Source organism: Micromonospora sp. NPDC005553 (assembly GCF_042871765.1).
Taxonomy (GTDB): Bacteria; Actinomycetota; Actinomycetes; order Mycobacteriales; family Micromonosporaceae; genus Micromonospora.
Genome location: NZ_JBIAJD010000002.1, coordinates 501,044 through 522,351 on the forward strand (window position 1 = coordinate 501,044; position 21,308 = coordinate 522,351).

Here is a 21,308-nt window from a genome sequence, read left to right on the forward strand (position 1 = left end):
CGCGACTGCGGGGCTCGCAAGCTCACTCCTCGCACTCACCTGTCACACCCGCCCATGACCGGGTCCAACGAGGCGCCGCCGGCGATCACGTCGGCGATCAGACCGCCCTCGGCCATCGCCGGGAGGGCCTGCAGGTTGACGAAGCTGGGCTCCCGGTAGTGCACCCGGTAGGGCCGGGTGCCGCCGTCGGAGACCGCGTGGACGCCCAGCTCGCCGCGGGGCGCCTCGATGGCGACGTACACCTGGCCGGGCGGGACCCGGAAGCCCTCGGTCACCAGCTTGAAGTGGTGGATCAGCGACTCCATCGACTGACCCATGATCTTCGCGACGTGCTCCAGCGAGTTGCCCATGCCGTCCACGCCGATGGCGAGCTGCGCCGGCCAGGCGATCTTGCGGTCGGCGACCATCACCGGGCCGGGACGGAGCCGGTCCAGCGCCTGCTCGACCAGCTTCATCGACTCCCGGATCTCGGCGAGCCGGACCAGGTAGCGACCCCACACGTCACCGTCGGGGTGGGTCGGCACGTCGAACTCGTACGTCTCGTAGCCGCAGTACGGCATGGTCTTGCGCAGATCCCAGGCGAGGCCGGCGGAGCGCAGCACCGGGCCGGTGATGCCGAGCGCCACGCAGCCGGTGACGTCCAGCACCGCGACGCCCTTCGTCCGCTCGGTCCAGATCGGCTGGCCGGAGAGGAGGTCCTCGTACTCCTTGAGCTTCTTCGGCATCATCTTGAGGAACTCGCGGATCTTGACGATCGCCTCGTCCGGCACGTCCTGCGCCACACCGCCCGGCCGCACGTACGCGTGGTTCATGCGCAGGCCGGTGATGGTCTCGAAGATGTCGAGGATGTACTCCCGCTCGCGGAAGCCGTACAACATGATCGAGATCGCGCCCAGCTCCATGCCGGTGGTGGCCAGCCAGACCAGGTGCGACGAGATCCGGTTGAGCTCCATCATCAGCACGCGGATCGTGGTGGCCCGCTCGGTGATGTCGTCGGTGATGCCGAGCAGCTCCTCGACCGCGAGGGCGTACGCCGTCTCGTTGAAGATCGGGGCGAGGTAGTCCATCCGGGTCACGAACGTCGAACCCTGGACCCAGTTGCGGTATTCGAGGTTCTTCTCGATGCCGGTGTGCAGGTAGCCGATGACCGAGCGGGCCTCGCGGACCGTCTCGCCCTCCAGCTCCAGGATCAGCCGCAGCACCCCGTGCGTGGACGGGTGCTGCGGACCCATGTTGACGATGATCCGCTCGTCGTTGATCGGGTCGGTGCCCGAGACGATGGTGTCCCAGTCCCCACCGGTGACGGTGAAGACCCGGCCCTCGTCGGTCTCGCGCTCGCTGGCGTAGTTCGACGTCGTCACTGGTACGACCTCCGCTCGCTCGGCGGCTGGATCTCCGCGCCCTTGTACTCGACGGGGATGCCGCCGAGCGGGTAGTCCTTACGCTGCGGGTGGCCCTCCCAGTCGTCCGGCATGAGGATCCGGGTCAGGTTGGGGTGGCCGTCGAAGACGATGCCGAACATGTCGTACGCCTCGCGCTCCTGCCAGTCCGCGGTCGGGTAGACGGCGGTCACGCTGGGCAGGTGTGGGGCTTCGACGGAGACCGCGGCCTCCAGCCGGACCCGCCGCCGGTACGTCATCGAGGTGAGCAGGTAGACCACGTGCAGCCGGCGCTCGTCGGCACCGAGGTAGTCCACACCGGACACCGAGGAGCACAGCTCGAAGCGCAGCGCCAGGTCGTCCCGCATCACCTGGCACACCTCGGCGATCCGCTCCGGGCGTACGTGCAGGGTCAGCTCACCCCGGTCGACCACCACCTTCTCGATGGCGTCGTTGAAGGCCGGGTACGCCTCCTCCAGCGCGTCGCGGACCTCGTCGAAGTAGCCCCCGTACGGCCGGGACGCCTCCTCGATGGGCTGGCGCTGGCGGACCAGGCCGCCGTAGCCGGACACGTCGCCGGTGCCCTGGTTGCCGAACATGCCGCGCCCCGCCGGGCTGGCCGGCGGGTACTCCGCCGGGGCGGTGCTGCTGGCGCCGACCGGGGTGACCGGTACCGGCACCCCGCCGTCGTTTGGCTTGTCCGTGGGTGACGTCATTTCGGGCCTGCCTGCGGGTGGAGGTGGTTCTGAGCGTTCATCCAGTTCTCGATGCGCAGCTGCTCCTCGCGGCCCTCACGGACCGCCCGGGTCCACTCGGCGCGCCGGGACTTGTCGCTGCGGTACGAGGAGGGCATCGAGCCGTAGGGGACGATCGGAACGTCGCCGCGCTCCTGGCGGGCCGCCAGCATCTTGCGGCCGTTCGGGCCCAGCGGCTCATACATGATCTTCTCGCGGAGCTTGAGGATCGCGTCGATGAGCATCTCCGGCCGGGGCGGGCAGCCGGGCAGGTACATGTCGACCGGCACCACGTGGTCGACGCCCTGCACGATCGCGTAGTTGTTGAACATGCCGCCGCTGCTGGCGCAGACGCCCATCGAGAGCACCCAGCGCGGCTCGGCCATCTGGTCGTAGATCTGGCGCAGCACCGGGGCCATCTTCTGACTCACCCGGCCGGCCACGATCATCAGGTCGGCCTGCCGGGGCGACGCCCGGAAGACCTCCATGCCCCAGCGGCCCATGTCGTAGTGCGGACCACCGGCGGCCATCATCTCGATGGCGCAGCAGGCCAGGCCGAAGGTGGCGCCCCACACGGACGACTTCCGAGACCAGTTGACCAGCTTCTCCACCGAGGTGAGCAGGACGCCGGCGGGAAGCTTCTCCTCGATGCCCATCTGACGTTCCTTCCTCAGTCCCAGTCCAGGCCGCCGCGCCGCCACACGTAGGCGTACGCAACGAAGACCGCGACGATGAACAGGACCATCTCCACGAAGCCGAAGATCGGCAGAGCGTCGAACGAGACCGCCCAGGGGTAGAGGAAGATGATCTCGATGTCGAAGACGATGAAGAGCATCGCCGTCAGGTAGAACTTGATCGGGAACCGCCCGCCGCCGACCGGCTGCGGGCTGGGCTCGATGCCGCACTCGTAAGCCTCGAGTTTGGCCTTGTTGTAGCGACGGGGACCGGCGAAGCGGGCGGCGCCGACGGAAAACAGCGAGAACGCCGCGGCGAGGGCGAACAGCCCGATGATCGGTGCGTAAGGCGAGAGCGTCATCGTTTTCTCCTGCTCGTCCTTCCCTGCCCTCGGTGCTTGACGAAAATCACACTATTCACGTCCCTCGCAGTGGCAGTCGGCGGGGGTCGATCTTTGTCGGCATCGGGGCCTTGACCAGCACCGATGCCGTCCTACTTATACGGCTGGGGCGGCCTTCGTCATCGCGTTGATGACCCGATCCATCGCGTCCCCGCCGCGCGGGTCGGTCAGGTTGGCCAACAGCTTGAGCACGAAACGCATCAGCGTCGGGTGCGGCATGCCGTGTTTGGTGGCGATCCGCATGATCTCGGGGCGGCCGATCAGTTTCACGAAGATGCCGCCCAGCCGGTAGTAGCCGCCGAGCCGGGCCTTCAACTCGTTCGGGTACGCCAACAACGCGCGCTCGCGTTCCGGGCCGGCCGGCCGGGCGAGGGCCTGGAGCATGACCTCCGCGGCCAGTTCGCCGGACTCCATCGCGTACGCGATGCCCTCGCCGTTGAACGGGTTGACCATGCCGCCTGAGTCGCCGACCAGCAGCACTCCCCGGGTGTAGTGGGGCACCCGGTTGAAGCCCATCGGCAGCGCGGCACCGAGGATCGGGCCGTCGGCGTTGGTCTCGTCGGTCATCCCCCAGTCTTCCGGGGTGTTGGCGAGCCAGTCGGTCAGCAGCCGGCGGTAGTTGGTCTTGCCGAACGCCGAGGACGAGTTGAGCACGCCGAGCCCGACGTTGACCCGCCCGTCACCGAGGCCGAAGATCCAGCCGTACCCGGGCAGCAGGTTGTCGCCGCTGTCCTTGCTGCGCAGCTCCAGCCAGGACTCCAGGTAGTTGTCCTCGTGCTTGGCCGGCGAGCGGTAGTAGCGGCGGACGGCGACACCGATCGGCCGGTCCTCCCGCTTGGCCAGCCCGAGCGCCAGCGGGAACCGGCCGGAGACGCCGTCCGCCGCGACGACCAGCGGGGCGTGGAAGGTGGTGGGCTCCTTGCCCGGCCCGACCTCCGCCTCGACGCCGGTGACGCGGCCATCGCCGTCGAGCACCGGGCCCAGCACGTTGACGCTGGTCCGAAGTTTCGCGCCGGCAGCCACCGCCCGCTGGGCGAGCAGGTCGTCGAAGTCCAGGCGCGTGCGCACCAGACCGTAGTTGGGGAAGCTGGCCAGCTCCGGCCAGTCCAGTTCGAGGCGCACCCCACCGCCGATGACCCGCAGGCCGCGGTTGTGCAGCCAGCCCGCCTCGGGCGAGGTGTCCACACCCATGCGGATGAGCTGGCGCACCGCGCGCGGGGTCAACCCGTCGCCGCAGACCTTCTCCCGGGGGAACTCGGTCTTCTCCAACAACAGCACCCGTACGCCGTGCCGGGCCAGGTGGTACGCAGTCGCTGATCCACCGGGACCGGCGCCCACGACAATGACGTCGGCGTCATGTTCCACCGCGGTCATCCGCGCCTCCTCCCGCACGCTCGTGAAATGCTTCACAAGCCAGACGGGACGAGTGTATGACCGGCGTCATACCAGCGCAGGATCAGGGGTACCTAACTCGCCGATGTGACAGCTCACCACCGTCCACAGCGGTCAGGTGTCAGGCCGGGCTGGAGGCGTCCAAGCCCGCATCGACCCGAATTGTCTCCGGCAGATGCTCGCGGAGCGCCCCACCCGCCACCCGGTCCAGTGCCGCCAGAACCTCGGCGACCACCTGCCGGACCTCCACCGGGTCGGCCCCGGCCAACTCGCGCAACTGGGAGATGAGCTCGGCAGCGTCGTCATCGGTCGCGGCCACCGGGTCCGCCGGGTCTGCTCCGGTCATGCGATCGAGCGTACCGGGCAAAGTGGACCAAGTCCGATATTTACGGAACCTGAATAATTGTCAGTGCCGTGTGGTGCGGTCCGCCCGCTACTCGCGGATCCCCCGGTGCAGGGCCACCACGCCACCGGTCAGGTTGCGCCACGCAACGCGCCCCCACCCGGCCGCGGCCACCCGGCCGGCCAGCGCGGACTGCGCCGGCCAGGCGCGGACCGACTCGGCGAGATAGACGTACGCCTCGGGGTTGCTCGACACAGTGCGGGCCACCGCCGGCAGCGACCGCATCAGGTACGACAGGTAGACCGTCCGGAAGACCGGGTTGACCGGGGTGCTGAACTCGCATACCACCAGCCGGCCGCCCGGCCGGGTCACCCGGGCCAGCTCACGCAGCGCCGCGTCGGTGTCGTTGACGTTGCGCAACGCGAAGGAGATGGTCACCGCGTCGAAGCTGGCGTCGGCGAACGGCAGCCGCAGCGCGTCTCCCGCCAGCAGCGGCACCTCGGGCCGGGCCCGCTTGCCGGTGTGCAACATGCCCAGTGACAGGTCGACCCCGACCGCGTACGCCCCGGACTGGGCCAGCTCGCGCGTCGAGACGCCGGTGCCCGCGCCCACGTCCAGCACCCGCTCGCCCGGCCGCAGCCCGAGCGCCGCCCGGGTGGCCCGCCGCCAGGAGCGATCCTGGCCCAGCGAGATCACCGTGTTGGTCAGGTCGTAACGCTCTGCCACGCCGTCGAACATCGCGGCGACCTCGTGCGGCTGCTTGTCCAGACTGGCGCGCTGGCCCTGCGGGGTACGGCTCACCCCCTCACTCTGCCAGCCGCCCGCCAACCGACGTTCGCTGGGTGGGCGGCCCGCACCCCGTACGCGAGGGCGGGGTGGTCGCCCACCCCGCCCTCGCGTCGTACCCGCGTCCGTGACACCTCGGTCAGAACGCCTGTCGCCATGGCACCCGTCGCGGTCGCGCCGCTCGTGCGCGCCGTTGGTCAGGACAGCGGTGTCAGTCGGTCGACTTCTCGTCCGTCGGCGAGACCAGGACCACCTTGCGGCGACGGGTGAGCACCAGCAGCGCCCCACCCACCAGCAGGATGATCACGCCGATGCCGCCGATCAGGCCAACCTGCACACCGGTCACCGGCAGGCCGCCACCGCCCGAGCCACCACCGGTGGAACCATCACCGGCACCCGGCGAGACGGTCGTGCCCGGCGTCGTCGTACCGCTGGGGATCGGCGTCGGAGTGGCAGTCGCGGTCGGGGTGACCGTCGGCGTCTCCGTTGCGGTCGGGGTCGGCGTAACGGTCGGCGTCTTCGTCGGAGTGACCGTCGGGGTCGGCGTCGCCGTGGGGGTGACCGTCGGCGTCGGCGTCGGCGTCTCCGTCGGCGTCGGGGTGACCGTCGGCGTCGGGGTCGGCGTCTCGGTCGGCGTCGGCGTCCCGGTCGGGGTGACCGTCGGCGTCGGCGTCGGCGTCTCCGTCGGCGTCGGCGTCTCGGTCGGGGTGACCGTCGGCGTCGGCGTCGGCGTCTCCGTCGGCGTCGGCGTCTCGGTCGGGGTGACCGTCGGCGTCGGCGTCTCCGTCGGCGTCGGCGTCTCGGTCGGGGTGACCGTCGGCGTCGGGGTCGGCGACTCGGTCGGCGTGACCGTCGGCGTCGGCGTCGGCGTCGGGTCGACGGTCTGGTCGACGAAGACGTCGAAGATCGCCTGGTTGTCGCCCTCGTCGATCTCGGTGAAGGCCTTCCGCTGGGCGGTGCTGGCCCGCCGTGGCTGCTTCTCGGGCTGGCCCGCTGCCGCGTCCAGGCCGTGCGCCACCAGCTCGCCGACCCGCAGCACGGGCTCGGTGACGTCCTTGCCGACTGTCACCTTGATGTCCGCGGTGTAGTAGTCACCGGGGCGGATCACCGCGCCGTCGTCCTGGCAGAGCGCCTGAGCGACGCCGAACGTCTGCCTGGTGCACGTGTCGGGCAGGGTGTCGAAGGTGACGCCCGCCGGCAGGGTCAGCACGTAGGCGAGACCGGTGGCCTTGCGGCTGCCGTCGTTGTAGACCGCCCAGTCGACCGGCACCGTCTCGCCCGGCCGCACCGGCCGAAGGTCGGGGTCGTCGCCGTTGACGCCATTCAGCACGACGTTGGCGTTGACGTCCTGCACCCAACTGGTCAGGTCGTACCCGGGCTCGGTGACGGTGATGTCGTGCTCGACCTTGTTGTCTTCCTTGTTGGGGTCCTCGGTGGCCGAGCGGATGGTGACCACCAGGGTGCCGGCGGCGCCCTTGCCACCGGTGGAGAAGATCGGGATGCCGAAGTCCTCGCTGGTGCCGGCGGCCAGATCGCCGAGGCGGCAGGTGAACTTCTTGCCGTTCACCCGACAGCCGTCGGGCACCACGACCCGGACCTTGTTCGTCTTCAGCTTGCTGGTGTCCACCGTGTAACTGACACCCTTGGCGTCTTCCTCGCTCCGGCTGTTGTCGACGGAGAACTTGAACGGCTTGCTCTTGGCCTCCGTGACACCCTTGGCCAGGTTGTAGCTGAGCGGCACCAGGGCCAGATCGGCCTGCTCGGCCGCCAGCACTGGAGCGGCCACGGCGGCGATGCCGCCGGCCGCGAGCAGCGCCACGACACTGGCGCGCACCAGCGTCGTGCGGTGGAACGCTGTCATCAGTCCCCCGGGGGGTAGGGAAGGAAGAATGGTTGCGGAACGAGCGGACGCTATCGGAGGCCGATCTTCCACGCCAGCGGGCGGAGCCGTTTTCGTCCGTCCGGCCCGAGCTGCGCAGACAGTACGGGCGGGATGGTCACCCATCCCGCCCGTACTGCCGTGCGTTATATGAACGACCCGCAGCGGGCCGATGGAGGACAGCCTCTTCCGTCGACGGTGGCGACGAATATGAGCCGGGACGCTAGCCGCCGACCATCATCTCCACCAGCCCCAGACCGGAGAGGCTGACGCTGCGGCGACGGGGACCACCCGTACCGCCGGGGTGACCCGGCGGGAGCATGAGCGTCGATCAGCCGAACGGCCGGGTGTCGACCGTCAGCTGACGTCCACCAGCGGCAGGGATCGGCCCGCGCCTCCGCCGGGCAGCGCGATCGAGGAGAAGTGCGAGACCACCCGCTCGTCGGTCGGGTCGTCGGCCGGCGTGTGGTGCACGGCGAGCCGGTTGTAGAGGGTGTCGCGCTGCGCGGGGATCCGGTCCGCCGAGCGGATCATGCCGATCAGCTCGTGCAGGTTGGAGCGGTGCCGGGCACCGGCGGAGGAGATGACGTTCTCCTCCAGCATGATCGACCCGAGGTCGTCCACGCCCATGTGCAGCGAAAGCTGCCCGACGTCCTTGCCGGTGGTCAACCAGGACGCCTGCAGGTGCGGCACGGTCTCGAAGAAGAGCCGGGCCACCGCGACCAGCCGCAGGTATTCCAGGGTGGTCGCCTGGGTGCGGCCCTTCAGGTGGTTGTTCTCCGGCTGGTACGTCCACGGAATGAACGACCGGAAACCGCCGGTGCGGTCCTGCACGTCACGGATCATGCGCAGGTGCTCGATCCGCTCGGCGTGCGTCTCGCCGGTGCCCATCATCATGGTGGCGGTCGACTCGATGCCCTGCCGGTGGGCCAGCTCCATGACCTCCAGCCAGCGCTCGCCCGACTCCTTGAGGGGGGCGATCGCCTTGCGGGGCCGCTCGGGCAGCATCTCCGCGCCGGCGCCGGCGATCGAGTCCAGGCCGGCGGTCTTGATCCGGGCGATGGCCTCGTCCAGGCTCACCCCGGAGACCTTGGCCATGTGCAGGATCTCGCTGGGGCCGATCGAGTGGATGACCAGCTGCGGGTACGCCTGCTTGACCGAGGAGAACAGCTCCTCGTAGTACTCCACGCCGTAGTCCGGGTGGTGCCCGCCCTGGAGCATCACCTGGGTGGCGCCCAGCTCGACCGCCTCGCCGCAGCGGCGCAGGATCTCCTCGGTCGGGTGGGTCCACCCTTCCTTGTGCTTGGGCGCCCGGTAGAACGCGCAGAACTTGCACGCCGTCACGCAGACGTTCGTGTAGTTGATGTTGCGGTCGATCAGGTAGGTGACGACGTTGTCCGGGTAGCGCCGCCGGCGCACCGCGTCCGCCGCCTCGCCCAACGCGTGGAAGGGCGCCTCGGTGTAGAGCAGCAGCGCCTCCTCGGGCGTGATCCGCCCGCCGTCCGCGCTGCGCTGCAGGATGTCGTCGATCTCCCGGCTCACCGTCACACCCCGAGCCTACGTCGCCCCCTCGCCTACCTCTCGGCCCGGTGACATGGATGTGACCCAAGCTAGGTCTCTATTATATTTCGAGATCACATATAACTTGCTGGCACATCCTTGACAAGATGTTCTGTCGAACGCGAACATTCTCTCCACGGCATCGACGTGCGGGAGAGTGCGACATGAGCGAGATGGATACCGCTCCGGGCATTGCCGCCCGATGCCGGGCCGACGGCGGGCTAACGGAAGCAACCCTCGGCGAGTTACGGGGAGAGTTGGGCTACCGAAAGCTGGGCCGTTGGGTCCTGGTGGAGATCGCCGACAGGCTCAGGGCGACCGGCCTGGGCTTCTTCCCTCCGGAACGTCTCGACGCCGAACTCAACACTGAGCCACGCCAGTCGCAGACGGTGTGGATTTACGTTCGAGACGGGGGATCCCGGGCACGGGTGATCGACGCTGTGCTTCAGCCTGACAGCTGCGACGTTCGGGCAGAACTCGACGCCATCGACACCAAGCACCTCGAAGCGCTGACTCCCCAACAGAGGCTTGACCGGATCCGGGACATCGTCAACGCCTGACCCGAGCCCTTTGGCCGCCAGAGGAAGGGACCGCGCGCGATGAACGCGCATGTCTTCGTGGACGAAACCAAGGAGCGAGGGCTTCTCGTCGCGGCTGCGGTCGTACTGCCAGCTGACCTGGCTGCTGCCCGGCGGACCATCCGCGACCTGATTCTCCCTGGTCAGCGCCGAATCCACTTCCACAAGGAGAGAGACGATCGACGCCGGCAGATAGTTGCTGCTGTCGTCACGCTGTCTGCTTACGCGGTGATCTTCGATGCGAAGAGACACCGTGACCCGAGGGCGGCACGCGAGGCCTGCCTCATCGAGCTCGTGGAGCACGCAGCGAAGATAGGCGCTGGACGCCTTGTTCTGGAACGTGATGATTCGACGTTGCAAGCCGACCAGCGTCTGCTCTTCCAGCAGGTGAGAAAGTCGGGAATCTCGAGGACCCTTCGTTACGACCACCTGCGAGCGCACGAGGAGTGCCTGCTGGCCATTCCCGACGCACTAGCCTGGTGCTGGGCCAAGGGTGGCCGATGGAAGACATCCGTGCAACGGATCGTCAGTGAGTCTCGGCAGGTCTGACAACGCCCAAAAACGCGAGACCCGGCCCACCCACCGTCCGGAAGGCTGCCGGGTCCACTTCCAAGGAGCTAATGCTCCTGGCAGTTGCAGGCTACCTCTGCCCGTCTCCGACGGGCAAGGAATTGGGCCGTTCCGTGGAACACCCAACGGCGAGTCTCAGGCGTCGTAGTCGACAGTGAGCTTGTCGGTGGTGGGGCTGGACTGGCAGGTCAGCACGTAGCCGGCGGCCAGTTCGTCGGGCTCCAGCGCGTAGTTGCGGACCATCGTGACCGCGCCGTCCACGACCTTCGCCTTGCAGGTCGAGCAGACGCCACCCTTGCAGGCGTACGGCAGCTCACCCCGCACCTTCAACGCGGCGTCCAGCACCCGTTCCTCGCGACCCATGGTGAAGCTCGACGACCGGCCGTCCAGCACGATGGTCACCTCGGCCCCGGCGCCCGCCTGGTCGACGGGTCGGCGCACCGGCTCCGGTGGCGTGTCGACGTGGAACAGTTCGGTGTGCACCGCCGACTCGGGCAGCCCACGTGCGGTCAGCACATCCCGGACGTCGACCACCATGCCGTACGGGCCGCAGAGGAACCACTCCTCGATCAGGTCGCCCGGCACGATGGTGCCCAGCAACCGGCCCAGCCGCTCGGCGTCGATCCGACCGGAGAGCAGCGGCGACTCGCCCTGTTCCCGGGAGAGGACGTGCACCAGGTGCAGCCGGGTGGGGTAACGGTCCTTCAGGTCGGCCAGCTCCTCGGCGAACATCACGGTGTTCGCCGTGCGGTTGCCGTACACCAGGGTGAAGGTGCTGGCCGGCTCGACGGCCAGGGCCGTCGCGACCAGCCCGAGCACCGGGGTGATGCCGGAGCCGGCGACGACCGCGCCGTAGTGCCGCGCCCGGTCCGGCGCGAACGCCGTGGTGAAGGTGCCCAGCGGCGGCAGCACCTCCACGGTGTCGCCGCCGCGCAGCGCCCCGCACGCGAACGCCGAAAAGGCGCCGCCGGGGATCTCCCGCACCCCGATCCGCAACCGGCCGTGCCGGGCGAGGTCGTCGGGGGTGGAGCAGATCGAGTACGACCGGCGCACGTCCGTGCCGTCCTCCGCGGCTCGCCGCACGGTGAGGTGCTGGCCGGCGCGGAACGCGAAGGTCTCCCGCAGTTCCTCGGGTACGGCGAAGGTCACCGCCACGGAGTCGTCGGTGAGCCGGTCGACGGCAGCGACGGACAACGGATGGAAGACCGGCCGGCGGCGAACCGGGCGGGTGATGGTGACAGTCACAGCGCCTTCAGGTGGTCGAAGGGTTCGGAGCAGGAACGGCACCGCCACAACGCCTTGCACGCGGTGGAACCGAACCGGCTGACCTGCTCGGTCTCCGGTGAACCGCACTGCGGGCAGCGGACCGCGAGCGTCAGGGACACGACGCCGGCGGCGGGCACCGGGGCCGGCGGGGCGATCCCGGCGGCGGCGAGCTTGGCCCGCCCACCCTCGGAGATCCAGTCGGTGCTCCACGGTGGACTGTAGACGGTCTGGACCTGCGCGTCCGGGTGGCCGGCGGCGGCGAGCGCGCGGCGGATGTCGGCCCGGATCACGTCCATCGCCGGGCAGCCGGTGTAGGTCGGGGTGATGGTGACGGTCACCCGGCCGCTGGCCGGATCCTCCTCGACCGCCCGCAGGATGCCCAGCTCGTCGATGGTGATGACCTGGATCTCCGGGTCCACGACGCTGGCGGCGGCCTCCCGTGCGCTCGCCCTGCCGGCGCGGTCGGCGATTGCCGGGCTCGCGCTCGGCGCGCTCACCACTTCGCTCCGGGGTGGGCGCGGTGCAGCACCTGCATCTCGGCGAGCAGGTAGGCCAGGTGCTCGGTGTGCACACCGGCCCGCCCACCGGCCGGGGCCCAGGAACCGCCCGGCTGGGTGAGCGTCGCCTCGGCCAGCACCGGGCCGACGACCTCGTCGAACGAGGACCGCAGGGTGGCCGGATCGACCGGAGCCGCCGGGTCCGCGGCGAACAGCTCGTGGGTGTACGGCCACACCTGGTCGACGGCAGCCTGCATCCGACGATGCGACTCCTCGGTGCCGTCACCGAGCCGCTTCACCCACAGCGCGCCATGGTCCAGGTGGTACGCCGACTCCTTGCGCGCCTTCGCGCCGATGGCGGCCAGCCGCTCGTCCGCGCAGCCGGCCAGCGCCGTGTACAACGGCAGTTGGTACGCCGCCAGGAAGAACAGCTTCGCCATCGTCACCGCGAAGTCGTCGTTGGGCAGCTCGACCACTAGCGCGTTGCGGAACTCGCGGTCGTCGCGCAGGTACGCCAACGCGTCCTCGTCGCGGCCGGCGCCCTCCAGCTCGCCGGCGTACGACAGCAGCAGCCGCGCCGCCCCGAGCTGGTCGAGGGCGATGTTCGCCAGCGCGATGTCCTCTTCCATCTCCGGGGCGCGGGTGGTCCACTCGGCCAGCCGCTGGGCCGCGATCAACGCGTCGTCGGCGAGCGAGAGGGTGAAGTCGAAGGGCCCGTTCACGCCGTCACCTCGCTTCGCTCGGCGGTGGCGCGAAGCGCCCCGCTGCTGAGCTGGCTGGTTCGTTCGCTCCGCTCGCTCACAGGTGGGCCACCCCGTCCGGCACCTCGTAGAAGGTGGGATGGCGGTACACCTTGTCGGCGGCCGGGTCGAAGAAGGCGTCCTTCTCGTCCGGGCTGGACGCGGTGATCGCACCGGCCGGCACCACCCAGATCGACACGCCCTCCTGGCGGCGGGTGTAGAGGTCGCGGGCGTTGCGCAGGGCAAGCTCGGCGTCGGGCGCGTGCAGGCTGCCGACGTGCGTGTGCGACAGCCCACGCCGGGCCCGCACGAAGACCTCCCACAGAGGCGAATGACTCGTCATGCCGGGTTTTCCGGCTTGCTCGCTACGCTCGCTCACGCGGCCACCGTCTCCTTCTGTCCCGCCCGCTTCGCGGCGTACGCCGCGGCGGCCTCGCGTACCCATGCGCCGTCGGCGTGCGCGGCCCGGCGGTGGGCCATCCGCTCCCGGTTGCACGGCCCGTCGCCCGAGATCACCTGCATCAGCTCGTCATAGTCCGGCTGGGTGTAGTCGTACGCCTGCCGCTCGTCGTTCCAGCGCAGGTCCGCATCGGGGATGCGCAGCCCGAGGATCTCGGCCTGCTGGACGCACATGTCGACGAAGCGTTGGCGCAGATCGTCGTTCGAGAAGCGCTTGATCTTCCAGGCCATCGACTGGGCGGAGTGCGTGGAGTTGCCGTCCGGCGGGCCGAACATGGCCAGCGACGGGTACCACCAACGGTCCACCGCGTCCTGCGCCATCGCCTGCTGCGCGGGGGTGCCGTGCGCCAGGGTGTGCAGGATCTCGTAGCCCTGCCGCTGGTGGAACGACTCCTCCTTGCAGACCCGGATCATCGCCCGGGCGTACGGGCCGTAGGAGCAGCGGCAGAGCGGGACCTGGTTGACGATCGCCGCGCCGTCCACCAACCACCCGATGGCGCCCACGTCGGCCCAGCTCAAAGTGGGGTAGTTGAAGATCGAGCTGTACTTCTGGCGGCCGTCGAGCAGCAGTTGGACCAGCTCGTCGCGGCTGATGCCGAGGGTCTCGGCGGCGGCGTAGAGGTAGAGGCCGTGACCCGCCTCGTCCTGCACCTTGGCCAGCAGGATCGCCTTGCGCTTGAGCGACGGCGCCCGACTGATCCAGTTGCCCTCCGGCTGCATGCCGATGATCTCGGAGTGGGCGTGCTGGGCGATCTGCCGGATCAGCGTCCGCCGGTACGCCTCGGGCATCCAGTCACGGGGCTCGATCTTCTGCTCGGCGTCGACGACCTCCGCGAAGTACGCCGCCAGGTCCTCGTCCGGAGCGGGTCCGCCACGTCGCCCGCGCGCCGCCGCTGCGCGCAGCTCGGCCTCGGCGGCCTCGACCTCGCCCAGCAGGCCGCCGGGCGCCTCGTCGGTGGCGCCGTCCGGGGCGGAGAAGTCGTTGCCATACATGAGGCTAAGTGTTACAGCTTGCGCCTCGTTGCACCAGGGGGTGTAACAGGAATCCGCCCATCCCATCTGTGAGCGGATGACTGCTTTGCGCTACCCGAGGACAGTTACGTTGCCGTGACCTAGGCCACGAAACAAAGATGAATCACTGCAAAAACCTCATACCGGCCCCATATCCCGCCTTTATCCCAGGTTGCCTAGTGTCGGACCCTGGCGGTCCGCTGGTCCGGACGTAGACTTCTGCCGGACAACCGATCGGCTGCCGACGTCGACATCTCCACAGAGGCCACCTCCCCCGGCCTCGGCGATCGCACCCGATTCGTCCCGACGACAAGCCGGTCCCCCCGGCCCTGACACCTGGAGTTCACCCACTCATGCGATCTCGCGTGACCCTGGTGCTCGCCATCACGGCGGTCGTGCTCGGCGGCGTCCTACTGGTCCCCACCGCGTACGCCCGGCTCGCCAGCGACGACAGCGGCGGAGGCGGTGGAGGCGGCACGTCGAGCGTGGCCGCGCCCGCGCCCACTCCACCACCGCCGCCCACCCTGGCCGCCGGCCCGGTGTCGGTGAGCTTCAAGGGTGAGTTCTTCTCGTGGGCCCTGCTGGACCGCAAGACGGGCAAGATCTCCGGGTCGCCGAACATGACCGCGACCAGCTCCACCGAGTCGATGATCAAGGCGTGGATCGTCTCCGACTATCTGCGACAGCTCGGCGACAGGGAGCCGCCCGCAGCGATGAAGAAGCTGGCCAGCCTCGCCATCATCGACAGCAACGACGGAGCCGCCAACAAGATCCACGCCGCTGCGGGTGGCTCCTACAAGCCCTCGTCCAGCAGCGTCCCCGACGCGGTGATCCAGCGGGCGATCAAGATCTGCGGGCTGACCGACACCAAGCGCGGCAACGTCCAGCCGTACACCGGCTACTGGAGTTTCACCCGGATGTCCCCCCGCGACGCGGCTCGCGTCGGCGACTGCATCGCCGACGGCAAGGCTGCCGGCCCGAAGTGGACCAAGTGGGTGTTGGACCAGATGAGCAAGGTGAGGGGCACCACCGCGGCCAAGGACCAGAAACCCTCCTCCGGTGGTGGCCGCTGGGGGATCATCGACGGTCTACCCAAGTCGATCACCTCTCAGGGCCCGGTCAGCATCAAGAACGGCTGGACCCCCATCTACGGCGACGGCGACTGGCACGTCAACTGCCTCGCCGTCACCAGCAAGTGGAGCCTCGCGGTGATGCTGCGCTACCCGATCAGGACCGGTCTGGACTACGGCGCGAAGGTCTGCGCCAGTGTGGCCACCCAACTGGTCACCCCGCAGCCGGGCGCCGCTCTCAAGGTGCCGCAGCAGCCGGTCGGAAAGCTCTGATGGCCGGCAACCGCCGAGTCGACCGCCGCAACGGCGGCGGCGAGGCCTCCCCGGTTCGGCTGATCGCCGTCGCGGTCATCCTCATCGGGCTGGTCCTGGTGTCGCTGCGACTGCTGCCCGGGTCGCCGTTCGAGTCGTCCGCCGCGGCCCAGTGGGGCGACGCCGGCTCCGGCACCAGCGACCGCCCCACCGGCTCCGGCACCGACCGCAGCGCCCGCCAGCCGTCCTCGCCGTCGCCGAAGCCCAGCCCGTCGCTGGAGCCGCTGCCGTTCGTTGCCAAGGACCTCGACCTGAACATCGAGGGCTGGTATTCCTGGAGCGTCCTCGACCGCCGAACCGGAAAGATCATCGGTTCGAAGAACATGGGCGAGACCAGCACGACCGCCTCGATGATCAAGGCCTGGATCGTCGCCGACTACCTGCGTCGCGCGGCCGACGCCGGCCAGACCCCGAGCGACGCGAAGCTCGCCGACGCGACGCGGATCATCCGGGACAGCGACAACAGCCGGGCCGAACAGTTCTACAACCAGGTCGACCGGGAAGCGTCGATCAAGCGGCTCATCTCCATGTGCAAACTGACCGACAGCAGCGTCGCCCCCGACAAGGGTTGGAGCCGGACGGCGCTCTCCCCCCGGGACACCGCCCGAATGGGCAACTGCATCGTCACCGGCACAGCCGCCGGGCCGAAGTGGACCAAGTGGCTGCTCAACGAGATGAAACTGGTTCGCGGAGCCGGCGACTTCGGTATCCGCAAGGCCTTCCCGGCCTCCGAGCAGAAGAAGATCGCCATCAAGAACGGGTGGATCGACCGGACCAAGGAGCAGGAGATGCACATCAACTGCCTGGCCATCGGTGACACCTGGACGATGGGCGTGATGGTCAAATACCCGATCAACATGGGCTACGACTACGGCATGAAGAACTGCGAGAAGATCACCGAGGCACTGCTCCGCCCCGGCACCTGAGCCGCTCAGGCTGACGCCGGCCGCGCCCGCCCCGGGACCTCTGACCCGGGGCGTGGTTGGCAGCTCGGCGCTCTGCCGGCCCGGCTTGGCAGCGGTCAGCCGGCGAAGAACTCCGGGCCGCCGTCCGGCAGCGCCGGGGCCTCGCCGATGGCGGCGGCCCGACGGGCCCACTCGCGCAGCCCGATGACCTGCCGCTCGCCGAGGGAGAAGTCGAGGGCCCGGAAGTACGTGGCCAGCGTCTCCGCGTCGAAGGCCTCCCAGCGGGCAGCCGCCTCGGCGACCTGGTCCAACTCGGCCAGGCAGAGATCCCGCGAGCGCAGGAAGGCCTCGTGCACCTCCTTCACCAGGCCCGGGTGGGCGGCGGCGAAGTCACGGCGGACCGCCCAGACGGCGAAGACCATCGGCAGCCCGGTCCATTCCCGCCACGCCTGCCCGAGGTCGGTGACAGTGAGGCCCTTCTGCGGTGCCTCGTAGTACGCCCGCAGCGCCACGTCCCCGATGAGCACGGCCGCGTCGGCCTCCAGCAGCATCTGGGTCAGGTCCGGCGGGCAGCGGAAGTACTCGGGTCGCACGTTGTACTGCTCGGCGAGCAGCAGTTGGGCCGTCATCACCCCGGTCCGCGAGGTCGAGCCGAGCGCCACCCGGGCGCCGTCCAGCTCGGCGAGCGGCCGGGTGGAGACCATGTTGACCGAGAGCACCGGCCCGTCGCTGCCTACCGCCAGGTCAGGCAGGAGCAGCAACTCGTCGGCGTGCTTCAGATACTCCAACAGCGTGATCGGGCCGATGTCGAGGTCGCCGGCGACCAGCGCCGCGCTCAACCGGTCCGGCGAGTCCTTCTGCAGGTCGACGTCGAGCAGGGCACCGGAGCGCATCAGACCCCAGTAGATCGGCAGGCAGTTCAGGAACTGGATGTGCCCGACCCGCGGGCGTGCGATGCGCTCAGCCATGGCCCGACCGTATCCCCGGCTGCCGGCTCCGGCTCGGCGGGCCGGCCCGGAGTGGCCAAGCCCGCACTTGACGACCGTCGTGCCGCCCCGGCTAAGACCGGGACGAAAGCCAGCACCACCAGCAGCCCGACCACACCGGCGCCGGCGATCAGCGGCCGAGGCGGGACGACCGCCAGCAGCGCCCCGCCGATCAGAAAGCCCGCCATCGAGCCACCCTGCACCGCCGCGCCGTAGCTGGCGTACGCCCGCGCGCGCATCGCCTCCGGTACCCGCCGAGCGGTGAGCAGGTTGGCGAAGACGTTCTCGCCACCGTTGGCCGCACCACCCACCAACCAGAGCGGCACCAGCACACCTGCCGCCGGCACCGTCGCCGCCAGCAACACCATCAGGCTGCACACGGCCAGAGTGGCCAACACCCCCCGTACCAACGCGCCGTCGTCGTCGAGCCGCCGGGCAAGTCGTACGGCGAGCCAGGTTCCCGGCAGCATGCCGGCCATCCACGCGGCACTGACCAGGCCGTACGTGGTCGCCGAGCCCCCCAGGGTCTCCCGGATGAAGAAGACCTCGATCACGTTGATGCCGCCGATCGCCGCGATCACCACGGCAGTGCTCACCACCATGACGAGCATCAGCGGATCGCGGCGCAGCCGCCAGCCGACCTCCGTACCCCCCGGGGTTGGCACATCGCCCGAAACGGCCGGACTGCTGACGGCGGCGGCCCGACTGGCGGCGGTCTCGCTGCTCACGGCGGTCTCGCTGCTCACGGCGGTCTCGCTGGCTGCGGTCTCGCTGGCTGCGGCCTTGCTGGGTGCGGTGCCGCTGGCTGCGGTCTCGCTGGCTGCGGCCTTGCTGGGTGCGGTGCCGCTGGCTGCGGTCTTGCTGGCTGCGGCGGCGGACTGCCGGCCGCCGCGTCGGGTCCGCAGGAGTAGGCCCGCGACCACGAGCGCCAGGTAGGTCGCGGCATCGAGAAGCAGCGGTACGCGGGTGCCGAACTGTCCCACCAGCAGACCGGCCAGCACCGGGCCGCCGAGCGCACCGAGCGATACGGCGGTCTGGCTGATCGCGCTGGCTCGCGGCAGGTCAGCCGGGCGGACCATCGCCGGAAGCAGCGCGGCCAGGCAGGGTTGGGTGACCGCGAGCCCGCAGGCCAGCAGGGCGACCAGCCCTACCACCAGGACCGGTTGCTCGACGACGGCAAGGAGCGCGCAGATGGCGGCCTGGCCGAACCCGATGGTCACCAGCAGGGTACGGCTGTCCACCCGGTCGGCGAGTCTGCCCGCGAGTGGGGCGAGCACCACCAGGGGCAGGGTGGCGGCCAGCAGCAGCCCCGACACGGCCAGCCCACCGGCACCGGCACCCTGTAGCGCCAGCGCCAGCGCGGTCGCGGCGAGGAAGTCGCCGCAGATCGTGGTGCCCCGAGCGGCGGCGGCGAGCCAGACGTCCGACCAGCGCGACTCATCAGTTGTGAAGGACATACTTCGAAAATAATCCTTCACAACTGTGCGCGCAAGGGCCGTTACGCCAGGGGCACCGTCCGGTACTGCACAGCGACCGAACGCGCCCCCGGCGGCGGGTCGGCCTGCCGGCGGCGCGCCTGGTACGGCCGAAGCAGCGCCATGACCGCGTCGTTCAGCCCGCTCAACTCCTCCGCGGTCAACAGAAGCAACGTGTCAGCGAACAGCGTCGTGTCGTACCACTCCGCAGGCTCGTCCCCGGCGCGCCGCAACCAGTCCCGGGTCCGCTCGATGTCCCGGACCGCATGCGCCTCCACCAGCGCCCGCTCCGCCGCACGCGCCTCAGGCCCGGCATCACGACCGGCCTCGACCAGGACACTCGGGCTCGACACCCGCCACAGCCGCTCGCGCGCGTCCCCACGGCTCGGCGCCTGCTCGACCAGACCGAACTTCGCCAACGCCCGCAGGTGATAACTGGTAGCGCTCGGCGAGAGCCCGACGATCTCGGCACATTCGGTGGCAGTCCCACCACTCTCGCGACTGTTCAAATACTCCATGATCGCAATCCGGGCCGGATGGGCCATCGCCCGCATCACCTGGGGGTCGCTGATCGTCATCCGGCGCGAATCGGAGCGGGCCTCGGTCATACACCCATGATCCCGGCAGCCTCCCCAACCTGCCATCACCTCCGCGTCCCGCTCGGGCCACCGCGCGCCGGTCACGCCTTACCTTCGGCAGCGAGCAGGCGGATTCGACGGCGGGCACGGTTCGACGGGGTGGCCTAAACGGCGAGCGCGGCCTGACGTCTCAGCGGCGCGGGGCAGCGGCGCGGCGAGCGCGGCTTCGCGGCGCGGCCAGCGAGCACGGCTTCGCGGCGCGGCCAGCGAGCACGGCTTCGCGGCGCGGGCCAGCGAGCGCGGCTTCGGCAGCGCGGCTTCGGCGGACGCGCAAGCTGGCGGGGGAAATCGGGCACGGCGAGCCGGCAGCTCACGATGCTCGATGATGTCAGTTCCACTCATTGATCAAGACGACTGCAAAGTGTCGTACACCAGTTCTATTCTGGTTCTATGTTGGAGGCGTTGGCGCAGGTGAGCGGGGCAGTTGACGACTGCGCCGAAACCGCGCTCTGGGCGCTCTCCGATGACGAGTTGCTTGCTTCGCTCGACGCGACCCACGTGTTGGGGCAGCGGTTGGCCGCAGTCCAGCTCGGTCTGGTCCGCGAGTTGGACGGTCGCGGGGTGGCGGTCGCTCAGGGCGCCTCGTCCACTGCCGTGTGGCTCCGGGAGCGGCTGCGGCTCTCGGGGCGCAGCGCCCGCCAACTGGTCCAGCTCGCCGCCACCATCGACGCTGCTCCGCCAGCGGTGCGCGACGCTCTGCTCGCCGGTGTCATGACGGTTGAGCAGGGTCGGGTGGTGGCCGAAACGATCGCCGCCCTCCCGGTCGAAGCAGGCCCCGAGGTTGCGGACAAGGCCACCCAACTACTGGTCGCCTTGGCCGACCGCTTCGATCCGACAAGCCTGAGCCGGCTCGGCGAGCGCGTCCTCGCGCACGTCGCCCCGGAATTGGCCGACCAGGCTGAGTTGAAGGCTCTGGAGCGGGCCACCGAGCGAGCAGAGGCCCGCCGGCACGTCACGCTTTCCGAGCAACGCAACGGCCAGGTACGCCTCAGCGGCAACCTCGACACCGAAACCGCGAGCCTGCTGCGCGAGGCGATCGATCCGCTCTGCGCTCCAGCCGGTGGGCAGGATGACCGCAGTCCTGGTCAGCGCCGCGCTGATGCGTTGGGCGAGATCTGCCGACTGGCTCTACGCACCGGTCAGCTGCCCGACAACGGCGGCGACCGTCCTCAGCTGGTGGTGACCGTTGCGCTGGAGGAACTGGTCAACGGCGTACGCGCCGGAACACTGGAGACCGGCACGCACCTCACCCCCGGTGCGGTCCGGCGCCTGGCCTGCGACGCGGGTGTGCTGCCGGTCGTGCTCGACGGCAACAGTCAGGTCCTGGACGTCGGCCGGCAGCGCCGGCTCTTCACCGGCCCATTGCGACGCGCGCTGGTCCTGCGAGACGGCGGTTGCGCCTTTCCTGGTTGTGATCGACCGCCGAGATGGTGCGACGGCCACCACATCCGACACTGGGCCGACGGTGGGGTGACGGCGCTGGGCAATGCGGTGCTGCTCTGCGGTTACCACCACCGGCTCATCCACCGCGGCGACTGGACGGTCCGGCTCGCGGACGGCCGGCCTGAATTCCTCCCGCCCAGCTGGCTAGACCCACTACGTACCCCGCGTCGCAACCTCTACCACCTGCGCTGCTGAAGCGGCCGGCCACGG

At 69.8% G+C, this 21,308-nt stretch carries 21 protein-coding genes and 1 pseudogene; 5 read left to right on the forward strand and 17 right to left on the reverse strand.

Annotated features, from left to right (window positions below):
• Positions 1-35: 35 nt before the first annotated feature.
• The 9 genes and pseudogenes from ACFYPG_RS09615 to mqnC all read right to left on the reverse strand — a co-directional run bounded on the left by ACFYPG_RS09615 (position 36) and on the right by mqnC (position 9,136).
• Positions 36-1,361 (reverse strand): NADH-quinone oxidoreductase subunit D, encoded by a 1,326-nt coding sequence (locus ACFYPG_RS09615; protein ID WP_387351322.1) that lies wholly within the window; start codon positions 1,359-1,361, stop codon positions 36-38.
• Positions 1,358-2,095, reverse strand: coding sequence for an NADH-quinone oxidoreductase subunit C (locus tag ACFYPG_RS09620; protein ID WP_355004846.1), 738 nt, complete (start codon positions 2,093-2,095; stop codon positions 1,358-1,360). Before ACFYPG_RS09620 ends, ACFYPG_RS09615 begins: the two co-directional genes overlap by 4 nt.
• Entirely contained in the window at positions 2,092-2,769 is a 678-nt protein-coding gene (locus ACFYPG_RS09625) for a NuoB/complex I 20 kDa subunit family protein (RefSeq protein WP_387351324.1), read from the reverse strand. Before ACFYPG_RS09625 ends, ACFYPG_RS09620 begins: the two co-directional genes overlap by 4 nt.
• A gap of 14 nt (positions 2,770-2,783) precedes the next feature.
• Positions 2,784-3,149, reverse strand: coding sequence for an NADH-quinone oxidoreductase subunit A (locus ACFYPG_RS09630; protein WP_074316036.1), 366 nt, complete (start codon positions 3,147-3,149; stop codon positions 2,784-2,786).
• A gap of 135 nt (positions 3,150-3,284) precedes the next feature.
• Positions 3,285-4,562 (reverse strand): geranylgeranyl reductase family protein, encoded by a 1,278-nt coding sequence (locus ACFYPG_RS09635; RefSeq protein ID WP_091395584.1) that lies wholly within the window; start codon positions 4,560-4,562, stop codon positions 3,285-3,287.
• Positions 4,563-4,701: 139 nt separating this feature from the next.
• Positions 4,702-4,926, reverse strand: coding sequence for a hypothetical protein (locus ACFYPG_RS09640; RefSeq protein ID WP_387351326.1), 225 nt, complete (start codon positions 4,924-4,926; stop codon positions 4,702-4,704).
• Positions 4,927-5,013: 87 nt separating this feature from the next.
• Positions 5,014-5,724: a demethylmenaquinone methyltransferase gene (locus ACFYPG_RS09645; protein ID WP_196920656.1), complete on the reverse strand. Its 711-nt coding sequence runs from the start codon at positions 5,722-5,724 to the stop codon at positions 5,014-5,016.
• 790 nt (positions 5,725-6,514) lie between these two features.
• Positions 6,515-7,570 (reverse strand): annotated as a pseudogene (locus ACFYPG_RS09650) (cell wall anchor protein); the annotation flags it as partial.
• Between the two features lie 375 nt (positions 7,571-7,945).
• Positions 7,946-9,136 (reverse strand): cyclic dehypoxanthinyl futalosine synthase, encoded by a 1,191-nt coding sequence (gene mqnC, locus ACFYPG_RS09655; RefSeq protein ID WP_387351328.1) that lies wholly within the window; start codon positions 9,134-9,136, stop codon positions 7,946-7,948.
• Between the two features lie 176 nt (positions 9,137-9,312).
• Between mqnC and ACFYPG_RS09660 the strand changes: the two genes are divergently transcribed.
• Together ACFYPG_RS09660 and ACFYPG_RS09665 are read left to right on the forward strand one after the other, a co-directional pair.
• Positions 9,313-9,708: a hypothetical protein gene (locus ACFYPG_RS09660; RefSeq protein WP_357196581.1), complete on the forward strand. Its 396-nt coding sequence runs from the start codon at positions 9,313-9,315 to the stop codon at positions 9,706-9,708.
• Positions 9,709-9,747: 39 nt separating this feature from the next.
• Positions 9,748-10,275, forward strand: coding sequence for a hypothetical protein (locus ACFYPG_RS09665; protein WP_387351331.1), 528 nt, complete (start codon positions 9,748-9,750; stop codon positions 10,273-10,275).
• 156 nt (positions 10,276-10,431) lie between these two features.
• On the opposite strand, the gene paaE is transcribed toward ACFYPG_RS09665, so the two are convergent.
• The 5 genes from paaE to paaA form a co-directional block, all read right to left on the reverse strand.
• Positions 10,432-11,541 (reverse strand): 1,2-phenylacetyl-CoA epoxidase subunit PaaE, encoded by a 1,110-nt coding sequence (paaE, locus tag ACFYPG_RS09670; RefSeq protein WP_387351333.1) that lies wholly within the window; start codon positions 11,539-11,541, stop codon positions 10,432-10,434.
• Positions 11,538-12,032 (reverse strand): 1,2-phenylacetyl-CoA epoxidase subunit PaaD, encoded by a 495-nt coding sequence (gene paaD / locus ACFYPG_RS09675; protein ID WP_387351839.1) that lies wholly within the window; start codon positions 12,030-12,032, stop codon positions 11,538-11,540. Before paaD ends, paaE begins: the two co-directional genes overlap by 4 nt.
• Positions 12,033-12,055: 23 nt before the next feature.
• Positions 12,056-12,781 carry a 1,2-phenylacetyl-CoA epoxidase subunit PaaC gene (gene paaC, locus ACFYPG_RS09680; protein ID WP_387351335.1) on the reverse strand — a complete coding sequence of 242 codons (726 nt, stop codon included), beginning with the start codon at positions 12,779-12,781 and terminating at the stop codon, positions 12,056-12,058.
• A 76-nt stretch (positions 12,782-12,857) separates the two neighbouring features.
• Positions 12,858-13,178 (reverse strand): 1,2-phenylacetyl-CoA epoxidase subunit PaaB, encoded by a 321-nt coding sequence (paaB, locus tag ACFYPG_RS09685; protein WP_387351336.1) that lies wholly within the window; start codon positions 13,176-13,178, stop codon positions 12,858-12,860.
• On the reverse strand, positions 13,175-14,251 hold the full coding sequence (paaA, locus tag ACFYPG_RS09690) for a 1,2-phenylacetyl-CoA epoxidase subunit PaaA (protein ID WP_387351338.1): 1,077 nt from the start codon (positions 14,249-14,251) through the stop codon (positions 13,175-13,177). Before paaA ends, paaB begins: the two co-directional genes overlap by 4 nt.
• A gap of 371 nt (positions 14,252-14,622) precedes the next feature.
• Between paaA and ACFYPG_RS09695 the strand changes: the two genes are divergently transcribed.
• Positions 14,623-15,612, forward strand: a complete 990-nt coding sequence (locus ACFYPG_RS09695) for a hypothetical protein (protein WP_355004839.1) — start codon at positions 14,623-14,625, stop codon at positions 15,610-15,612.
• Positions 15,612-16,577, forward strand: coding sequence for a hypothetical protein (locus ACFYPG_RS09700; protein ID WP_387351340.1), 966 nt, complete (start codon positions 15,612-15,614; stop codon positions 16,575-16,577). Before ACFYPG_RS09695 ends, ACFYPG_RS09700 begins: the two co-directional genes overlap by 1 nt.
• A gap of 95 nt (positions 16,578-16,672) precedes the next feature.
• Here ACFYPG_RS09700 and ACFYPG_RS09705 read toward each other — a convergent pair whose 3' ends face one another.
• Genes ACFYPG_RS09705 through ACFYPG_RS09715 form a run of 3 tightly spaced genes read right to left on the reverse strand, consistent with a single transcriptional unit; the run spans position 16,673 to position 19,625 of the window.
• Positions 16,673-17,524, reverse strand: a complete 852-nt coding sequence (locus ACFYPG_RS09705) for a menaquinone biosynthesis protein (RefSeq protein ID WP_355005183.1) — start codon at positions 17,522-17,524, stop codon at positions 16,673-16,675.
• Complete coding sequence (locus ACFYPG_RS09710) at positions 17,476-18,999, reverse strand: MFS transporter (RefSeq protein ID WP_387351342.1); 1,524 nt, start codon at positions 18,997-18,999, stop codon at positions 17,476-17,478. The genes ACFYPG_RS09705 and ACFYPG_RS09710 overlap by 49 nt, the downstream gene beginning before the upstream one ends.
• Before the next feature lie 41 nt (positions 19,000-19,040).
• Positions 19,041-19,625: an ArsR/SmtB family transcription factor gene (locus tag ACFYPG_RS09715; RefSeq protein WP_387351344.1), complete on the reverse strand. Its 585-nt coding sequence runs from the start codon at positions 19,623-19,625 to the stop codon at positions 19,041-19,043.
• Positions 19,626-20,045: 420 nt separating this feature from the next.
• Here ACFYPG_RS09715 and ACFYPG_RS09720 point away from each other — a divergent pair, with 420 nt between their 5' ends.
• The gene (locus tag ACFYPG_RS09720; RefSeq protein ID WP_387351346.1) at positions 20,046-21,293 is read left to right on the forward strand and encodes a DUF222 domain-containing protein; all 1,248 of its coding nucleotides are present in this window, start codon (positions 20,046-20,048) and stop codon (positions 21,291-21,293) included.
• The last annotated feature ends 15 nt before the right edge of the window (positions 21,294-21,308 follow it).

What these genes read in the sequence shown, in the direction of transcription:
- ACFYPG_RS09620 (WP_355004846.1), bottom strand. Translation starts at nt 2,095, where the DNA reads ATGACGTCACCCACGGACAAGCCAAACGACGGCGGGGTGCCGGTACCG.
- ACFYPG_RS09625 (WP_387351324.1), bottom strand. Translation starts at nt 2,769, where the DNA reads ATGGGCATCGAGGAGAAGCTTCCCGCCGGCGTCCTGCTCACCTCGGTG.
- ACFYPG_RS09630 (WP_074316036.1), bottom strand. Translation starts at nt 3,149, where the DNA reads ATGACGCTCTCGCCTTACGCACCGATCATCGGGCTGTTCGCCCTCGCC.
- ACFYPG_RS09635 (WP_091395584.1), bottom strand. Translation starts at nt 4,562, where the DNA reads ATGACCGCGGTGGAACATGACGCCGACGTCATTGTCGTGGGCGCCGGT.
- ACFYPG_RS09640 (WP_387351326.1), bottom strand. Translation starts at nt 4,926, where the DNA reads ATGACCGGAGCAGACCCGGCGGACCCGGTGGCCGCGACCGATGACGAC.
- ACFYPG_RS09660 (WP_357196581.1), top strand. Translation starts at nt 9,313, where the DNA reads ATGAGCGAGATGGATACCGCTCCGGGCATTGCCGCCCGATGCCGGGCC.
- ACFYPG_RS09665 (WP_387351331.1), top strand. Translation starts at nt 9,748, where the DNA reads ATGAACGCGCATGTCTTCGTGGACGAAACCAAGGAGCGAGGGCTTCTC.
- paaA (WP_387351338.1), bottom strand. Translation starts at nt 14,251, where the DNA reads ATGTATGGCAACGACTTCTCCGCCCCGGACGGCGCCACCGACGAGGCG.
- ACFYPG_RS09695 (WP_355004839.1), top strand. Translation starts at nt 14,623, where the DNA reads ATGCGATCTCGCGTGACCCTGGTGCTCGCCATCACGGCGGTCGTGCTC.
- ACFYPG_RS09700 (WP_387351340.1), top strand. Translation starts at nt 15,612, where the DNA reads ATGGCCGGCAACCGCCGAGTCGACCGCCGCAACGGCGGCGGCGAGGCC.
- ACFYPG_RS09705 (WP_355005183.1), bottom strand. Translation starts at nt 17,524, where the DNA reads ATGGCTGAGCGCATCGCACGCCCGCGGGTCGGGCACATCCAGTTCCTG.
- ACFYPG_RS09710 (WP_387351342.1), bottom strand. Translation starts at nt 18,999, where the DNA reads ATGTCCTTCACAACTGATGAGTCGCGCTGGTCGGACGTCTGGCTCGCC.
- ACFYPG_RS09715 (WP_387351344.1), bottom strand. Translation starts at nt 19,625, where the DNA reads ATGACCGAGGCCCGCTCCGATTCGCGCCGGATGACGATCAGCGACCCC.
- ACFYPG_RS09720 (WP_387351346.1), top strand. Translation starts at nt 20,046, where the DNA reads ATGTTGGAGGCGTTGGCGCAGGTGAGCGGGGCAGTTGACGACTGCGCC.